Annotated in this window: 11 protein-coding genes, 3 pseudogenes and 1 riboswitch; of the genes and pseudogenes, 7 read left to right on the forward strand and 7 right to left on the reverse strand. The window is 39.1% G+C overall.

The window, feature by feature from the left end:
* Nucleotides 1-296 precede the first annotated feature (296 nt).
* On the forward strand, nucleotides 297-1,337 hold the full coding sequence (tsaD, locus tag V3224_RS01190; RefSeq protein WP_334467994.1) for a tRNA (adenosine(37)-N6)-threonylcarbamoyltransferase complex transferase subunit TsaD: 1,041 nt from the start codon (nucleotides 297-299) through the stop codon (nucleotides 1,335-1,337).
* Between the two features lie 29 nt (nucleotides 1,338-1,366).
* Here tsaD and plsY read toward each other — a convergent pair whose 3' ends face one another.
* Nucleotides 1,367-2,023, reverse strand: coding sequence for a glycerol-3-phosphate 1-O-acyltransferase PlsY (gene plsY / locus V3224_RS01195; protein ID WP_334467995.1), 657 nt, complete (start codon nucleotides 2,021-2,023; stop codon nucleotides 1,367-1,369).
* Between the two features lie 366 nt (nucleotides 2,024-2,389).
* Here plsY and folB point away from each other — a divergent pair, with 366 nt between their 5' ends.
* Nucleotides 2,390-2,746 (forward strand): bifunctional dihydroneopterin aldolase/7,8-dihydroneopterin epimerase, encoded by a 357-nt coding sequence (gene folB, locus V3224_RS01200; protein WP_032114516.1) that lies wholly within the window; start codon nucleotides 2,390-2,392, stop codon nucleotides 2,744-2,746.
* Nucleotides 2,747-2,752: 6 nt separating this feature from the next.
* On the opposite strand, the pseudogene V3224_RS01205 reads toward folB, so the two are convergent.
* Nucleotides 2,753-3,995: pseudogene (locus V3224_RS01205) on the reverse strand (multifunctional CCA addition/repair protein).
* A gap of 9 nt (nucleotides 3,996-4,004) precedes the next feature.
* Nucleotides 4,005-4,628 carry a TIGR04211 family SH3 domain-containing protein gene (locus tag V3224_RS01210; RefSeq protein ID WP_032114518.1) on the reverse strand — a complete coding sequence of 208 codons (624 nt, stop codon included), beginning with the start codon at nucleotides 4,626-4,628 and terminating at the stop codon, nucleotides 4,005-4,007.
* 482 nt (nucleotides 4,629-5,110) lie between these two features.
* Here V3224_RS01210 and V3224_RS01215 point away from each other — a divergent pair, with 482 nt between their 5' ends.
* From V3224_RS01215 to hldE, 3 genes are all read left to right on the forward strand, one after another.
* Nucleotides 5,111-6,067, forward strand: coding sequence for a CYTH domain-containing protein (locus V3224_RS01215; RefSeq protein WP_334467999.1), 957 nt, complete (start codon nucleotides 5,111-5,113; stop codon nucleotides 6,065-6,067).
* 13 nt (nucleotides 6,068-6,080) lie between these two features.
* A complete protein-coding gene (gene glnE / locus V3224_RS01220) occupies nucleotides 6,081-8,927 on the forward strand; it encodes a bifunctional [glutamate--ammonia ligase]-adenylyl-L-tyrosine phosphorylase/[glutamate--ammonia-ligase] adenylyltransferase (RefSeq protein WP_334468001.1) in 2,847 nt (948 codons plus the stop codon).
* A 109-nt stretch (nucleotides 8,928-9,036) separates the two neighbouring features.
* Nucleotides 9,037-10,464: a bifunctional D-glycero-beta-D-manno-heptose-7-phosphate kinase/D-glycero-beta-D-manno-heptose 1-phosphate adenylyltransferase HldE gene (gene hldE, locus V3224_RS01225; protein ID WP_334468002.1), complete on the forward strand. Its 1,428-nt coding sequence runs from the start codon at nucleotides 9,037-9,039 to the stop codon at nucleotides 10,462-10,464.
* A 52-nt stretch (nucleotides 10,465-10,516) separates the two neighbouring features.
* Here hldE and ubiK read toward each other — a convergent pair whose 3' ends face one another.
* Nucleotides 10,517-10,783 carry a ubiquinone biosynthesis accessory factor UbiK gene (gene ubiK, locus V3224_RS01230; protein WP_334468003.1) on the reverse strand — a complete coding sequence of 89 codons (267 nt, stop codon included), beginning with the start codon at nucleotides 10,781-10,783 and terminating at the stop codon, nucleotides 10,517-10,519.
* A 237-nt stretch (nucleotides 10,784-11,020) separates the two neighbouring features.
* Nucleotides 11,021-11,186, forward strand: a riboswitch (FMN riboswitch).
* A gap of 120 nt (nucleotides 11,187-11,306) precedes the next feature.
* Between ubiK and ribB the strand changes: the two genes are divergently transcribed.
* Both ribB and V3224_RS01240 read left to right on the forward strand, forming a co-directional pair.
* The gene (gene ribB / locus V3224_RS01235; protein WP_334468005.1) at nucleotides 11,307-11,960 is read left to right on the forward strand and encodes a 3,4-dihydroxy-2-butanone-4-phosphate synthase; all 654 of its coding nucleotides are present in this window, start codon (nucleotides 11,307-11,309) and stop codon (nucleotides 11,958-11,960) included.
* Between the two features lie 257 nt (nucleotides 11,961-12,217).
* Nucleotides 12,218-12,913 (forward strand): hypothetical protein, encoded by a 696-nt coding sequence (locus V3224_RS01240; protein ID WP_334468006.1) that lies wholly within the window; start codon nucleotides 12,218-12,220, stop codon nucleotides 12,911-12,913.
* Here V3224_RS01240 and V3224_RS01245 read toward each other — a convergent pair.
* The 3 genes and pseudogenes from V3224_RS01245 to V3224_RS01255 form a co-directional block, all read right to left on the reverse strand.
* Nucleotides 12,873-13,475: pseudogene (locus V3224_RS01245) on the reverse strand (transposase); the annotation flags it as partial. The gene V3224_RS01240 and the pseudogene V3224_RS01245 overlap by 41 nt on opposite strands.
* 28 nt (nucleotides 13,476-13,503) lie before the next feature.
* On the reverse strand, nucleotides 13,504-14,376 hold the full coding sequence (locus tag V3224_RS01250) for an IS982 family transposase (protein ID WP_334467716.1): 873 nt from the start codon (nucleotides 14,374-14,376) through the stop codon (nucleotides 13,504-13,506).
* A gap of 117 nt (nucleotides 14,377-14,493) precedes the next feature.
* Nucleotides 14,494-14,751: pseudogene (locus V3224_RS01255) on the reverse strand (IS982 family transposase); the annotation flags it as partial.
* Nucleotides 14,752-14,786 lie beyond the last annotated feature (35 nt).

The raw sequence follows: 14,786 nt of genomic DNA on the forward strand, positions 1-14,786 counted from the left end.
TTTTGCTAGCAATATCATAGCCAGCTGTCTTTAAAATGGTGCTGAATTTTACTTCAATGTGTAGGGCTTTGTAAAGTGCTGTATAAAAACGAAACGCACAAAATCACCCAATTATTTATTTTTAATAACAAAATAGTTGGCATAGTCTAGATGATAATGAATAAGCCCTACAAATTATTTATATTAATTATAACTGATTTAATCCAGATAGACAGTTATTTATTTGCTGAGAAGTTGCACCTTTTTTACATAAATAGTGATAAACTTGCGATATTAGCTAAGGTGGTGAGTAATATATGCGTGTTTTAGGTATAGAAACATCTTGCGATGAAACGGGTATCGCGATTTATGATGATCAATTAGGTTTATTAGCCAATCAATTATATAGCCAGGTAAAATTACATGCCGATTATGGCGGAGTGGTGCCTGAATTAGCTTCTCGCGATCATATTCGTAAAACAATTCCTTTAATTAAAGCGGCACTACAACAAGCGGATTCAACTGCTGGTGATATTGATGCGGTTGCTTATACCGCGGGTCCTGGTTTGATCGGTGCTTTATTGGTGGGAGCAACAATCGGGCGTTCATTAGCATTTGCTTGGCAAGTGCCGGCTATTCCTATTCATCACATGGAAGGGCATCTACTGGCGCCAATGCTGGAAGAAAATAGTCCTGAATTCCCTTTTGTAGCATTATTGGTCTCTGGTGGGCATACTCAGTTAATTAATGTAATAGCGATTGGTCAATATCAGTTATTAGGCGAATCAATTGATGATGCTGCGGGTGAAGCTTTTGATAAGACAGCAAAATTATTAGGTTTGGATTATCCGGGCGGGCCAGCACTCTCATTGATGGCAGGGCAGGGACAGGCTGGCTGTTTTGTATTTCCTCGTCCGATGACAGACCGCCCGGGACTGGATTTTAGTTTCTCAGGGTTAAAAACTTTTGCTGCCAATACCATTCGTAATAATAGTATGGATCAACAAACCGCTGCTGATATTGCTCGGGCATTTGAAGATGCTGTTGTGGATACATTAGTGATCAAATGTAAACGTGCTTTAGAACAAACGGGTTCTAAGCGTTTGGTTATGGCAGGTGGTGTAAGTGCAAATCGTACCTTACGGCTAAAAATGGCAGAATCGATAACAAAAATTGGCGGCCAGGTTTTTTATGCTCGACCAGAATTTTGTACTGATAATGGCGCAATGATAGCACTGGCCGGCATGATCCGTTTAAAAAATAGCGTAAGTAATAGCCTGGATATCAACGTGAAAGCACGTTGGCCACTAGCAGATTTATCACCGTTAGCAACAACAACTGTGCATAAATCGACTTAAAGTCTAAAAATTAACACAGTAATCAGTAGTTAATCATTTTTTTCTTGCTTTTTAGTGGCTTGAATCAGTTCTTTATTTGTTTTTTCGCTTTTTTTCTTTATTTTTTGCCATATACGGCTTTCTTGGCCTCTCCACAGACGCTGAATGTTATCATGATGGCGAAAGAGTATGAGACATGAAAGCATCGCAACCGGGAAGGTGAATTCCGGTTTAAACCACCAAACATAGAAGGGAGCTAATAGAGCAGTGACAATAGCTCCTAATGATGAATATCCACTGAGTAGTACAGTCAGTAGCCAGTTACCTGCGACAACGCCAGATAACCCCCAGCCAATGGCAACAATTGAGCCAAAAGCAGTAGCAACGCCTTTTCCACCTTTAAAACCAAAGAAAATGGGGTAAATATGGCCCAAACAGGCGGCAATGGCAATAATTCCAAGGTAAAAAGGAGGAATATTTAAATAATAGGCTAGCCATACTGGGATCATCCCTTTTAGGATGTCGCAAATGAGCACAGCTAAAGCAGCCGCTTTTCCACCAATGCGTAACACGTTGGTTGCTCCAGGATTCTCGGAACCATGGCGTCTGGGATCAGGAAGACCTATCAATCGGCAGATCAAGACGGCGCTGGAGATTGAACCACAGAGATAAGCGAAGATAATCATGCCAAGTGCGATTGCACTCATATCATTACTCCAAATAATCAAGACCTTTTTAACTTAACGCATTAATAATACATGTATTTTATCGAAGTATTATTTGCATACCGTGTTTTAAAGATCATAGGGATATCAGATCATTAATAAAATATACAGTATAGTTGTTAGTGAAACTAAGGAATATCTTTGCTAAATTTATTTTTTAGTTATAGTGAATTATTTTTCAACTTTTTGGTTTTTTTGCAAAATCTGTCAGCATGATAGTCGTTAATCTCCTATTATTGCCGCAAATTTTACTAAAATGAGTGATCATTGGGCCATTTTTGTCAATGATAATAGAGAAGTATCTGGAAAGCGATTATTTATCGCAATTAAAAAATGAGAGAAGGTTAAATGGACATTATATTTATTGAACAGTTATCAGTATTCACAACCATTGGTGCTTATGATTGGGAACAAACGATCCAACAGAAATTGTTGCTCGATATTGAGATGGGATGGGATAATCAGCGGGCAGCCAAAAGTGATCAAGTGGAAAATTGTTTAGATTATGCGCAGGTTAGCCAAGTGGTAATTAAACATATAGAAACACAAAAATTTGCATTGATAGAACGGGTTGCGCAGGAGATTGCTGATATTATTTTAAATCAGTTCAATAGTTGTTGGGTCCGCGTTAAAGTTTGTAAGCCAGGTGCGGTGGCGCAGGCTAAGCAGGTTGGTGTGATTATAGAGCGGACAAAATCTGTTTAGGTTAGCTTAAATCGGTAGAATGGTTTGTTGCTGCCACCAGTCAGTTAATGTTTGGATACGTTTTCGGTTAAGCTCATCCCTGATCGCGATCCCCGTTATACCCTGCTCAATAAGATCTTTGCTTGATACTTGTTGTACAGTCTTAAACGCTTCAATAACAAATTTAGCTTGTTGTGGATAAGTGATATGCTCTCGCCCTATCCGGCCGCGGGTATCTGCTTCACAGGCGATGACTAATTGATTGATACGCTCCGGCTTGCGCCAACTATCTAATTGATTAAATAGATTAATAACAGTTTCTGGTGTTAACTGATGAATTTGGTGGATTTGTTGATGAAAACGAGCCACTAATTTAGCTAATTCTTTCATTCTATTAGGAATACGTAGTCGATTGCACATAGCCTCAATTAGCGAAATACCTTTGCTAACATAATCGTCATGAGCGGGACATTGTTCAGATGGGGTCAGCGCTTTACCAAAGTCATGGCAGAGAGCAGCGAAGCGAGTTTCGACATTGTCAGTTAATGAGGCCGCTACCTTTAAGGTTAAAAGCGTATGTATTCCGGTATCTATTTCGGGATGTGATTTTGCCGCTGCCGGTGTGCCAAATAATTGATTAATTTCAGGAAAAAGAATAGCTAGCGCGCCACAATCATATAAGACACGAAAATAGATTTCAGGCGATAATGATTGTAGTGCTTTTTCCGTTTCTCCCCACACTCTTTCTGCGCTAATTGTACTAAGCTCATGATTAAAAACCATTTTTTTTATCAACGAATGTGTTTCATTGGCAATAGTAAATTTTTGGTTAGCTAGCCGAGCAGCAAAACGTGCCACTCTGAGTATTCGCAAAGGATCTTCGGCAAAAGCAGCGGAAACGTGGCGTAATAGGCGATTTTTTATATCCCGTTCACCATGGTAAGGATCAATCAGTTGGCCATCTTCAGTTTGCGCAATCGCATTGATGGTCAAATCTCGACGTAACAGATCCTCTTCTATCGTGACATCAGGTGCGGCATAGCAAGAAAAACCGGTATAGCCAACACCCGTTTTGCGTTCTGTACGAGCCAGGGCATACTCTTCACGTGTTTTTGGATGGAGAAAAAACGGGAAAATCCTTACCTACTTGCTGGAAACCTAATTTGATTAAATCATCTGGGGTAGCTCCGACTACTACCCAGTCACGATCAGAAACAGGCAACCCTAATAGCTGATCTCTTACCGCGCCCCCAACAAGATAAATCTGCATGGTATTTTTTTAATTCATCCAGCGTTCATTACGTTTTTTACGTCGTGGGATGAGATGAGGTAATAATAAACCAAAAATTAAACCTGCACCGGCAACGCCACCGCCATACATAAACCACTGTAAAATGAGCTCACGGCGATTATTATCAAGATTGATTTGTGCAATCTCTAATTTTTTTCCTGAGCGGATTAACTCATTTTTCAGTTTTTCGTTTTCTGCGGTTAGATTAGCAATAGTTTGATCACTGGCTGCCACTTTGCTTTGCATTTCACTGGTTTGATTATTCCAGTTACTATCAATGCTGGTCAATTTTTCACGTAATTCTTGATTTTCCTTTTCAAGTAAGGGAATACGTGCTTTTACACTGGGTGTTTTGCTGAGTTGATTTTTGGGTAACCAAGCAACTCGTCCTTTATAATCACGAACTTGGGCGTAGCCGGTTTCAGCATCTGTGTTCAATAACTGAACTTGATCACCACTTTTAAGGCTACCAATAATGCGATAATCGGTTCCAGGTCCTCGATGGATAAAGGTAGGCAGTTCATCAGAAACATAAAGCGTTTCTTCTGCTTGAGTTGTCATTGGCAGGTTAAATCCTATCAATGCTAAGATAAATAAAGGAAATTTTCTCATTGTATTCAACTATCTTCAAACTGTGAAAAAAGTGCTATTAGCTGATACTAATGCGTTAAATGTATTGATGCAAATCTAAAAAGGTAAAATAATAATTCTTTTAATTGATTTGCCATTATTAATAATATTTCATTTTTTATTATTTTCAGGTAAAAACCATAGAATAAAATTCTTTGTTAGTTATTTTTCTGGTGTTTAGTTATTAATATAGACTTAATTAATATTAGAATTGTTTGTTTTTAGAAAAAATTTTTTACTGTTAGTAAGGAAAAATGAATCACGCTTTGGCTGCTGTTTTCTGGCTTATTTATGTTAAACTTAAAACTCCTTTATATCGTTAGTCATGAAACTGTCCGTTTTTAATCAGCGACAGAGTAAATAGAAAAAATAACAATCTACATTAAGTATGCGTCTAGACAGTATAAATAAAAATAGAAACGTTTATCCTTCGGGGGAGAAATATCCGAAAATCTGGACTAAATATGCGTCAGCTAGAAATTGAATTAAAATTATCTGTTCTCCCGGAAGCTATTAAGCGGATCCGTGAAAAAATAATATGTTTTCGCTATACACATTTCTCCTTACATAAACTGTCAAATATCTATTTTGAAACAGTGGATCATCAATTACGTCGCTGGGATATGGGGTTAAGGATCCGCGGTTGTGATGGTCGTTATGAAATGACGATAAAAACTGCCGGTAAGGTTATTGGTGGTTTACATCAACGGCCTGAATATAATGTAGAAATTAATAAACCTGAGCTGAATCTTTTGGCATTTCCACGCGAAATATCGCCAAAAAATACCAATGTTGCTCATTTACAGTCACAGTTAACAACCTTGTTCTATACTGATTTCTCTCGTGAAAAATGGATTGTTACTTATCAGGGGAGTGAAATTGAAATTGTATTGGATCAAGGTAGCATTTATGCCGGTGCCAGAAAAAAACCAATTATGGAAATTGAACTGGAACTAAAAAAGGGCACATTGATCGAGCTGTTAGCGTTTGCAAAAGAGTTTGTTAACATTGAAGGGTTGCGTTTAGCAAATAAAAGTAAGGCTGAACGAGGCTATTCGTTAGTTCAACATAGCGACTATATTGATACTAAATACTTTTTGCCACACTGTAACTGGCATACTATGCCGATTGAACAGGGCTTAAACCAGTTATTAGCGTATTGGCAGCATTATGAAGAGTGTTGGTTAGATAATCAGCCACAAGCAAAGCAAAATTTGAGTCATTTGCTGGTATTGATACAGGCATTTTTAGTCCATTATTCTCATTCTATTCCTCATTTTGTTCAAGCATCGCCATTAAAAAAAATAATGGCATTATTGGCTACTGCGGATATTCAACCCCAGCAACTCTGTTATAGTGCGGATTGGTTGCGTTGCAAACTTGCTTTTACCCAATGGCTTACGGCTTTAACACTATCCTAATGAAAGGCATTTTATGAAATTGCTGCCATCAATCTTGGTTCAGCAGACGCAAAGGGTGGTAGATGATTTTCAGCGTTACGCGCCTGAACTTTTACCTCTATCGTCACAGGAAAAAATATTTTTTGCCTTAAGTGATTTTGCCTACTTGCAGATCAAAAACCATCCTGCCTGGTGGACGGTTATACGTCAACAGCCACCGCAAATAGGCGAATGGCAACATTATCATCAATGGTTAATCGAACAGCTAGCCAATATAACTGCCGAGGAAGAGTTGCAGCGGATCCTAAGGCAATTTCGCCATCAAATGCTGATTAGAATAGCGTGGCTACAGATATTACATAAGGATAGTACGCCGCAAATATTGCAGCATCTGAGTGTGCTTGCCGAAACGTTAATCATCGCTGCGAGAGATTGGTTGTATGTCCAGTATTGTCATAATTGGGGAACACCTTGTGATAACCTAGGGCAACCACAACCATTGTTGATCCTTGCTATGGGTAAGTTAGGCAGCGGAGAGTTAAATTTTTCATCTGATGTTGATTTGATTTTTGCCTTTCCTGAAAATGGAGTTACCCAAGGGGGTCGTCGTCAGATGGACAATGGCCAGTTTTTTACCCGATTAGGCCAAAAATTAATTAGCCTATTAACGCAAAAAACGATAGATGGTTTTGTCTATCGCGTTGATATGCGTCTACGTCCGTTTGGTGATAGTGGACCATTAGTTTTTAGTTTTGCTGCTTTAGAAGATTATTATCAGGAGCAGGGGCGCGACTGGGAACGTTATGCCATGATCAAAATGCGCATGATAGGTAATGATCGCTCAATTTATACTGATGGATTAAAAAATATGTTGCGCCCCTTTGTTTTTCGACGTTATATCGATTTTAGTGTTATTCAATCGTTGCGTAATATGAAAAACATGATAGCGCGTGAAGTACGCCGTCATGGTTGGCAGAATAATATTAAATTGGGTGCAGGTGGTATCCGTGAAATCGAATTTATTGGCCAGGTTTTTCAGTTAATTCGAGGTGGTCGTGAACCTAAATTGCGCTCACAGGCTTTGTTACCTACATTGATTGCAATCGGTGAGCTTTCATTGCTGACAAAGGAGCAAGTCACGCAATTAACGGATAATTATCTGTTTTTGCGTCGAGCAGAAAATATATTGCAATCGATTAATGATCAACAAAGCCAGACGTTACCTGAGCAAACTTTACATCCCGCTCGACTGGCATGGGCGATGGGGTTTGACGATTGGTCGGCGTTTTATCAGCAACTCATCGTCAGAATGCAAAGTGTCCACGCTATATTTAAGCAAATTATTGGCCAAGATGATGAGAAAAGCGATGATACGGAGTTAACATTTTTTGTCTATTTTTGGCAACAAATTGCTAATGAAAGTGAATTGCCCCCACTATTTTCTGAATTTAATGACGAAAAAAAGCAAAATATTATTAAACAGTTATGGCTATTTCACCAAGATTTAGCTAAGCGAACTATCGGTCCCCGTGGTCGTGATGTTCTTGATCAATTGATGCCAAAATTGATAGCTAAAATCTCTCATAGAGATGATATTAATAGTATTTTGCAACGAATTATTCTTTTGCTACTTAGTATAGTTAGCCGAACAACTTATTTAGAATTAATTTTAGAGTCTGAACAGGTATTAACCCATGTGATCCGTCTTTGTGCGGCTTCCCCAATGATCGCTGAGCAATTAGCTAGTCATCCGTTGTTACTGGATGAATTAATCGATTCCTTCTCACTATATCAGCCTTTACCTGTTACGGCTTATCGCGATGAATTGAGACAATATTTATTGCGTATTGATGAAGATGATGATGAACAGCAACTTGAAGCATTGCGGCAATTTAAACAAGCACAGCTGTTACGCATTGCGGCAGAAGATATTTCTGGTGTTCTTACTGTTATGAAAGTGAGTGATCATTTAACCTATTTAGCGGAAGCCATTATTGATGCAGTGGTAAGACGGGCGTGGAATAAGTTAATTAAGCGTTATGGTAAACCTGCTCATTTATCTCAACAACAAGCTGCTGTAACTGGTTTTGTAGTGGTTGGTTATGGTAAGCTAGGTGGCTTTGAATTGGGTTATGGTTCTGATTTAGATTTGGTTTTTTTGTTTGATTGCCCATTGGGTGTTGTTACCGATGGGCGACACATAATCGAAGCTCGCCAGTTTTATTTACGATTAGCTCAGCAAATTCTTCATCTTTTTAGTACGCGAACTTCATCGGGTATTCTTTATCAGGTAGATGCTCGTTTGCGTCCATCTGGTGAATCTGGCATGTTGGTAAGTACTTTGCAATCATTCGAGGATTATCAGAAAACGCAAGCATGGATCTGGGAGCATCAAGCTTTGATCCGAGCACGAACGATTTTCGCTGAACCGTCATTAGAACAAGAGTTTAATCGAATTCGACGCGAAGCACTGCTCATACCAAGAGAAGAAACGATATTACGTCAACAGATCGTTGAAATGCGACAAAAAATGTATCAGCATCAAGCTAATCGGCAGCAGGCATATTTTGATTTAAAAACCGATCCTGGTGGTATAACTGATATTGAATTTATTGCTCAATATCTGATATTACGTTACTGCGCAGACAATGTAGCATTACTCCGTTGGTCAGATAATGTACGTATTTTTACCATGTTAGCTGAATATGCTGTAATGCCTACCGAGGAAGCTGAAAAGTTAATTCAAATTTATACTGAAATGCGAGATACCTTGCATCATTTGTCATTACAGGCGTTACCCAGTAAAGTGTTAGTCTCTCAGTTTGAACAGCAACGTAAAAAAGTTCTGCTTAGTTGGCAAAAATGGTTTTATGCTAGTTAAGTTGAAATAGAATTGACTCGCCGTACTTTTAGTATGATTGATAGAGTTGGGCTATGTTACTATTGGTAGCAATCTTGATTGCGGTAATTTATTTGTAATTGGAGTATGGATGAAAATCACTCTCCCTGATTTTAAACAGGCTAGTATTTTGGTGATCGGCGATGTTATGTTAGATCGTTATTGGTATGGACTAACTAACCGAATTTCACCAGAAGCGCCGGTTCCGGTCGTTAAAGTGGAAATGAAAGAAGAACGTCCTGGTGGTGCTGCTAACGTTGCCATGAATATTGCAGCTTTGGGTGCTAATGTTCGTTTGCTAGGGCTGACTGGTATTGATGATGCTGCTGAAGTATTAACCGAGAAGCTTAATCAAGCTAATGTATGTTGTGATTTTGTTACATTATCAACGCATCCTACGATTACTAAGCTGAGAATTTTATCGCATAATCAACAACTTATTCGACTAGATTTTGAAGAAGGATTCGGTGATGTCGATATAAATCCGCTGTTAGATCGGATTCGGCAAGCTTTGCCACGCGTCGGGGCACTGGTATTGTCTGATTATGGTAAGGGTGCGTTAGCACAAATTTCGCAGATCATTGCATTAGCAAATGCTGCTCAAGTGCCAGTTCTTATTGATCCGAAAGGTAGTGATTTTGAACGTTATCGTGGAGCGACTTTATTAACTCCCAATATGTCTGAATTTGAAGCTATTGTTGGTAAATGTGCAAACAATAGCGAAATTGAGCAGAAAGGAATGAAGTTAATTGATTCCCTTGATCTTAAGGGATTACTTATCACTCGTTCAGAACGCGGGATGACACTGTTGCAGCGTGAAAAACCGCCTTTACATTTACCGACCCAAGCGCAGGAAGTTTATGATGTTACCGGAGCTGGTGATACGGTTATTGGTGTTTTGGCAACGGCGTTGGCGGCTCGACTCGATTTTCATCAAGCTTGTGTATTAGCTAATGCGGCTGCTGGAGTCGTGGTTGGAAAACTGGGTACTTCAACGGTATCACCCATTGAGCTGGAGAATGCCATTCATGGTCGAACTGATGATGGTTTTGGTGTGATGAATGAGCAGCAGCTAAAGCATGCTGTTGCAGCTGCCCGCAGCCGTGGCGAAAAGATTGTGATGACCAACGGTTGCTTTGATATCTTACATGCTGGGCATGTTATCTATTTAGCCAATGCACGTAAGTTAGGCGATCGATTAATTGTTGCGGTGAATAGTGATGCTTCAACTAAACGGCTAAAAGGTGATGATCGTCCTATTAATCCATTAGTTCAGCGTATGACCGTGTTAGGGGCGCTAGGTTCAGTAGATTGGGTGGTCTCTTTTGAAGAGGATACTCCTCAACGCCTGATCAGTGAAATCTTACCCGATGTATTAGTCAAAGGTGGCGATTATAAGCCGGAAGATATTGCTGGTAGCCAAGAGGTCTGGGCGGCAGGTGGTGAAGTTAAAGTGCTTAATTTTGAAGCGGGGCTGTCGACGACAAATATTATTAATACCATTATGAAAAGTGATTAATATTTTGAGATAAAAAATAGCGATGCCACGATAGTAGTATCGTGGCATTTTGTTATTCATTCTTGTTTTCGTTGGCTAGCCGTTTTTTTTCTAATTGTTCAATGCGTTTTTCCATTTGTGCCATTTTTTCACGGGTTCGCAGTAAAACTTGTGTTTGAATATCAAACTCTTCACGTGAGACTAAATCGAGTTTTCCTAACTGGGACTGTAATATTGCCCGTAGCTTTTTATCAAGATCTTCGCTTAAGTCGCGTATTCCTTGCGGTAAGGTATCTTTGATCTGGCGAACAACTTGTTCAATTTTTTTCGCGTCAAGCATTACGCTATCCTTTTAGGTCACAAATTATAATCTATAGGTTATTTAGTAGCAGATCTTAAAATAATCAGCTTACTTTGACAAAATTATTTTTAATAAATTTGCTGAGAATAATGGGTCTAAATTAGTGCAATAACCACTTAATACTAAGTTGGCTGACTATATAAATGAAAATACTATTCCACGATATATTTTGTTATTGTTGATTGCTACAGAATTATATTCACGATATAGTTTAGCTGTTTATCTCAGGGCGGAGTGAAATTCTCCACCGGCGGTGATATTTATTCTGTTAATTGAATAATTAAGTCCGCGAGCGTTCCATTATAGCATTTTGTGATGGAAGTCAGCAGATCCAGTGAGATTCTGGAACCGACGGTTATAGTCCGGATGGGAGAGAATAACGATATCTGTAGTTTTGAGGCCTGCCAATTGTGTGCAGATTTTTAAGATACTGATTTGATTTTTTATACTCCCACGTTTGCCCTGGTTCTGGTAATTTAGTATTTATTGATGAGGTTTTACCATGAATCAGACGTCACTTTCCACGTATGGCAATCCGATCGAACGTATAGAACGTGCTCTTAAGGCATTACGTCAAGGTAAAGGTGTTATGGTACTTGACGACCAAGACCGTGAAAACGAGGGTGATATTATTTTTGCTGCTGAAACTATGACTGTTGAACAGATGGCATTAACTATCCGCCATGGCAGTGGAATTGTTTGTCTTTGTATAACGGAAGAACGCCGTAAGCAGCTAGCATTACCGATGATGGTTGAAGAAAATTCTAGTCAATTCCAAACCGCATTTACTATTACCATCGAGGCTTCCGAAGGTGTAACAACCGGCGTTTCAGCCAGTGATCGTTTAATGACTATCCGTAAAGCAATTGCCGATGATGCAAAACCGACCGATCTTAATCGGCCTGGACATGTTTTTCCGTTGAGAGCCCAAGAAGGAGGGGTATTGCAGCGTCGTGGTCATACCGAAGCTACCATTGATTTGGTGACTTTAGCCGGTTTTAAGCCAGTAGGTGTTTTATGTGAGTTGACAAATGACGATGGTACCATGGCCCGTATGCCAGAAGTACTTATCTTTGCCAAGCAACATGATATGCCGGTAATAACTATTGAGGATTTGGTAACTTATCGTCAGCAATTTCCCAAAAAAGCAGGTTAGCAGTTTGAATAAGCTATTTCTGGTGATTGAATTTTATCCTATCTGAGTTTTATGCTTAAACCAGTATGTTCAATACTGGAAAGTTTTCTCTCAAATTCCTGCCATATTGAAATATATCGCCATAATGGAAAACTATGGCGATTGAAGAATGATGCGTAAATTTGTTTTGCCGGTAAAACCGGATTGTTTCAATTGGCAGCTCTATATTATTTCAATTATTCCATCATGATCATCATATTTTAAAAGGAATTTTAAACATGAGTCAGATAGATAATTTGTTGGAAAAGCTTAAAAAATATTTTCATCGTCTTAGTGGTCCAAATTATGTTCGCCTAATGGATACTCCGCACGCTTGGGGAAGCTCATTCGATGAACAAATTATGCCCCATTCTTTTAAGCGCCAGCAAGACTTTGCGACAGCTATCATTGAGATAATCAAAAAAGCACGTTACCGCTGTGATATTTCTTCACTTAACAGCCCTGATGCTGATTGGCGTAAAATTATATTGCAGGCGATTGATAATGGGTTGTCAAAAAAAATAGGGCGAACCAGACCAACTCAATTTCGTTTTCTTTTTGGTCAGTCGCCAACAGTATTTTTAAATGGATTGTCGGCGGTAGAAACAGGTCCCTTTGATTACGTTGCTTTTAAAGATGAGCTATTAAAACTTATTCAATCACGAGCGCAAGATTGGGAATTAATGCCTGAAATTTGGATAAGTCGCTTTTTCCGCCTTGATGAAGGAATGATCAATTCTTTTATAAAAAACCTTTTTCCAGATTTTCTGCCAATTAATGATACCAGAATGACCTGGAATCATACCAAGATCATTGCTGTTGATGGGGTTGAATCTCTGGTAGGGGGGCATAATTTGAATATGGATTTATTCAGAACACGAGTTTCGCACAAAACTAATTTGGGTACGCTAATAAAACACGGATTTGCTCAGTAATAGCACTTTTGATTACGTCCCAATTTTGTTGATAAAGGGTTATTTTTTCAGATATACGACGTTTATGTTGTTCAAACCACGCAGAAATAGCGAGAAAAATATGATTTCTTTGCGCTCAGCTCGTGCGAGCCTGACAGCGTTCAATACCACAGTTTTGTTTAACTTCTCGATGATAAACTTCAACAGACCAACGGGCATCCATGATAGATTTGACGTATTGAAGGGTGTGATTCTCTTTGTTTGTTACTATGTAATCAATACGGCCGTTTTTGGCTGTAAATTTGAAAACGGTTACCCAACCATATCCTCGCAAGTGTATTGACGTTCCTTCTTCTGAGATGTCTAACTTGTTCAGTTGTTTGTTATGGTTAACAATCCTATTTTTCCTCAGCGTGTTTACCCAGATCCAACCATGAGAGCGAATTGATTTCAGGTTATCCAGGCTAGAATACCAAGCATCCATCACTACGGCTTCTGGCATGATCCCTCTTTTTTTAGCAAGAGTGAGCATTTCGGAAAAGTGCGTGTTTTTTATTTTTCCATCAGAATCTTTATCATAAATAACCTGAGTTCGGGATAAGCATTATCAATTATACTTGAAGATACGTACCTGCAACAGGTATCTTTGGTTTAGATGGCATTAAACAATATGCAACCAGTCCGCCTAATAAATTCACTACAAAGTTAGCCGGAGAGCGATGTCGCGTATGCTCTATTTGACAAAGATTTTTTAACTCATCAAATACCGTTTCAATGACAGAACGATGACGCAAGATGGCTTTGTCGAAACAAGTCTGTTTAATAGGCTTCATTTTCTTCTTGATATTCGTTATAAGGCTAATTCCCATCGTTTTGAGTTGCTGTTTCAGTGAAGCCGATAAATACCCTTTATCTGCGTACAAACAACCAGAAAGATCCTTTGTCAGCTCAGGCAATGGTTTCCGATCATCGGTGTTTCCTGGTGTGAGTCGAAAACTGAGTATTTCCCCCAAATGATTGATAATTACATGAAGCTTGAAACCAAAGAACCAACCTGTTGAATTTTTTCCCCGTTCAGCTATCCCATTGAAGACTTTATGTCTGCGGATCCGTAAGTTATCACACACCGCTATCGGAGTAGAATCGGCAACCGATAGCCCCGTGCATTTTCCCTTAATTGACTCAAACAGTGCCGTTAACGCTAAGGCACTACGCGGAAGTAACTCTACACAGCGTGAATAGGATGGCAAGTTAGGAAATTCCTTCCGGAGATATAAGCGGACATAATAGAGATAAAATACCTTGAATTGCCTGAATCGGAGTTGATGAAACAACACAACCAGTGTCATCATTTCCGCCAACGAAAGCTGAGTAGACCGTCTACGACGCTTAGTACCGTTAGTCAGCAAATATTCATGCATTTTTGGCTCGAAGTCTTTGCAAAAATCATCCATCAGGCAATAAAGTTCAGTAAGATTTTCCATAATTGTTTAACAATGCTCTACTCTTTAACCAGACTGTTAGAGTATTTTAACAAAACAGGCTCATTCAACTATTTGAATATCAAGACTTTCTCTTTATTTCTTATCCCGAACTCAGGTTACACAGCGTGAATAGGATGGCAAGTTAGGAAATTCCTTCCGGAGATATAAGCGGACATAATAGAGATAAAATACCTTGAATTGCCTGAATCGGAGTTGATGAAACAACACAACCAGTGTCATCATTTCCGCCAACGAAAGCTGAGTAGACCGTCTACGACGCTTAGTACCGTTAGTCAGCAAATATTCATGCATTTTTGGCTCGAAGTCTTTGCAAAAATCATCCATCAGGCAATAAAGTTCAGTAAGATTTTCCATAATTGTTTAACAATGCTCTACTCTTTAACCAGACT

Source organism: Arsenophonus sp. PmNCSU2021_1 (assembly GCF_036919435.1).
Taxonomy (GTDB): Bacteria; Pseudomonadota; Gammaproteobacteria; order Enterobacterales; family Enterobacteriaceae; genus Arsenophonus; species Arsenophonus nilaparvatae.

Coding starts and splice junctions, on each gene's coding strand:
- tsaD (WP_334467994.1), top strand. CDS start 297: ATGCGTGTTTTAGGTATAGAAACATCTTGCGATGAAACGGGTATCGCG.
- plsY (WP_334467995.1), bottom strand. CDS start 2,023: ATGAGTGCAATCGCACTTGGCATGATTATCTTCGCTTATCTCTGTGGT.
- folB (WP_032114516.1), top strand. CDS start 2,390: ATGGACATTATATTTATTGAACAGTTATCAGTATTCACAACCATTGGT.
- V3224_RS01210 (WP_032114518.1), bottom strand. CDS start 4,628: ATGAGAAAATTTCCTTTATTTATCTTAGCATTGATAGGATTTAACCTG.
- V3224_RS01215 (WP_334467999.1), top strand. CDS start 5,111: ATGCGTCAGCTAGAAATTGAATTAAAATTATCTGTTCTCCCGGAAGCT.
- glnE (WP_334468001.1), top strand. CDS start 6,081: ATGAAATTGCTGCCATCAATCTTGGTTCAGCAGACGCAAAGGGTGGTA.
- hldE (WP_334468002.1), top strand. CDS start 9,037: ATGAAAATCACTCTCCCTGATTTTAAACAGGCTAGTATTTTGGTGATC.
- ubiK (WP_334468003.1), bottom strand. CDS start 10,783: ATGCTTGACGCGAAAAAAATTGAACAAGTTGTTCGCCAGATCAAAGAT.
- ribB (WP_334468005.1), top strand. CDS start 11,307: ATGAATCAGACGTCACTTTCCACGTATGGCAATCCGATCGAACGTATA.
- V3224_RS01240 (WP_334468006.1), top strand. CDS start 12,218: ATGAGTCAGATAGATAATTTGTTGGAAAAGCTTAAAAAATATTTTCAT.
- V3224_RS01250 (WP_334467716.1), bottom strand. CDS start 14,376: ATGGAAAATCTTACTGAACTTTATTGCCTGATGGATGATTTTTGCAAA.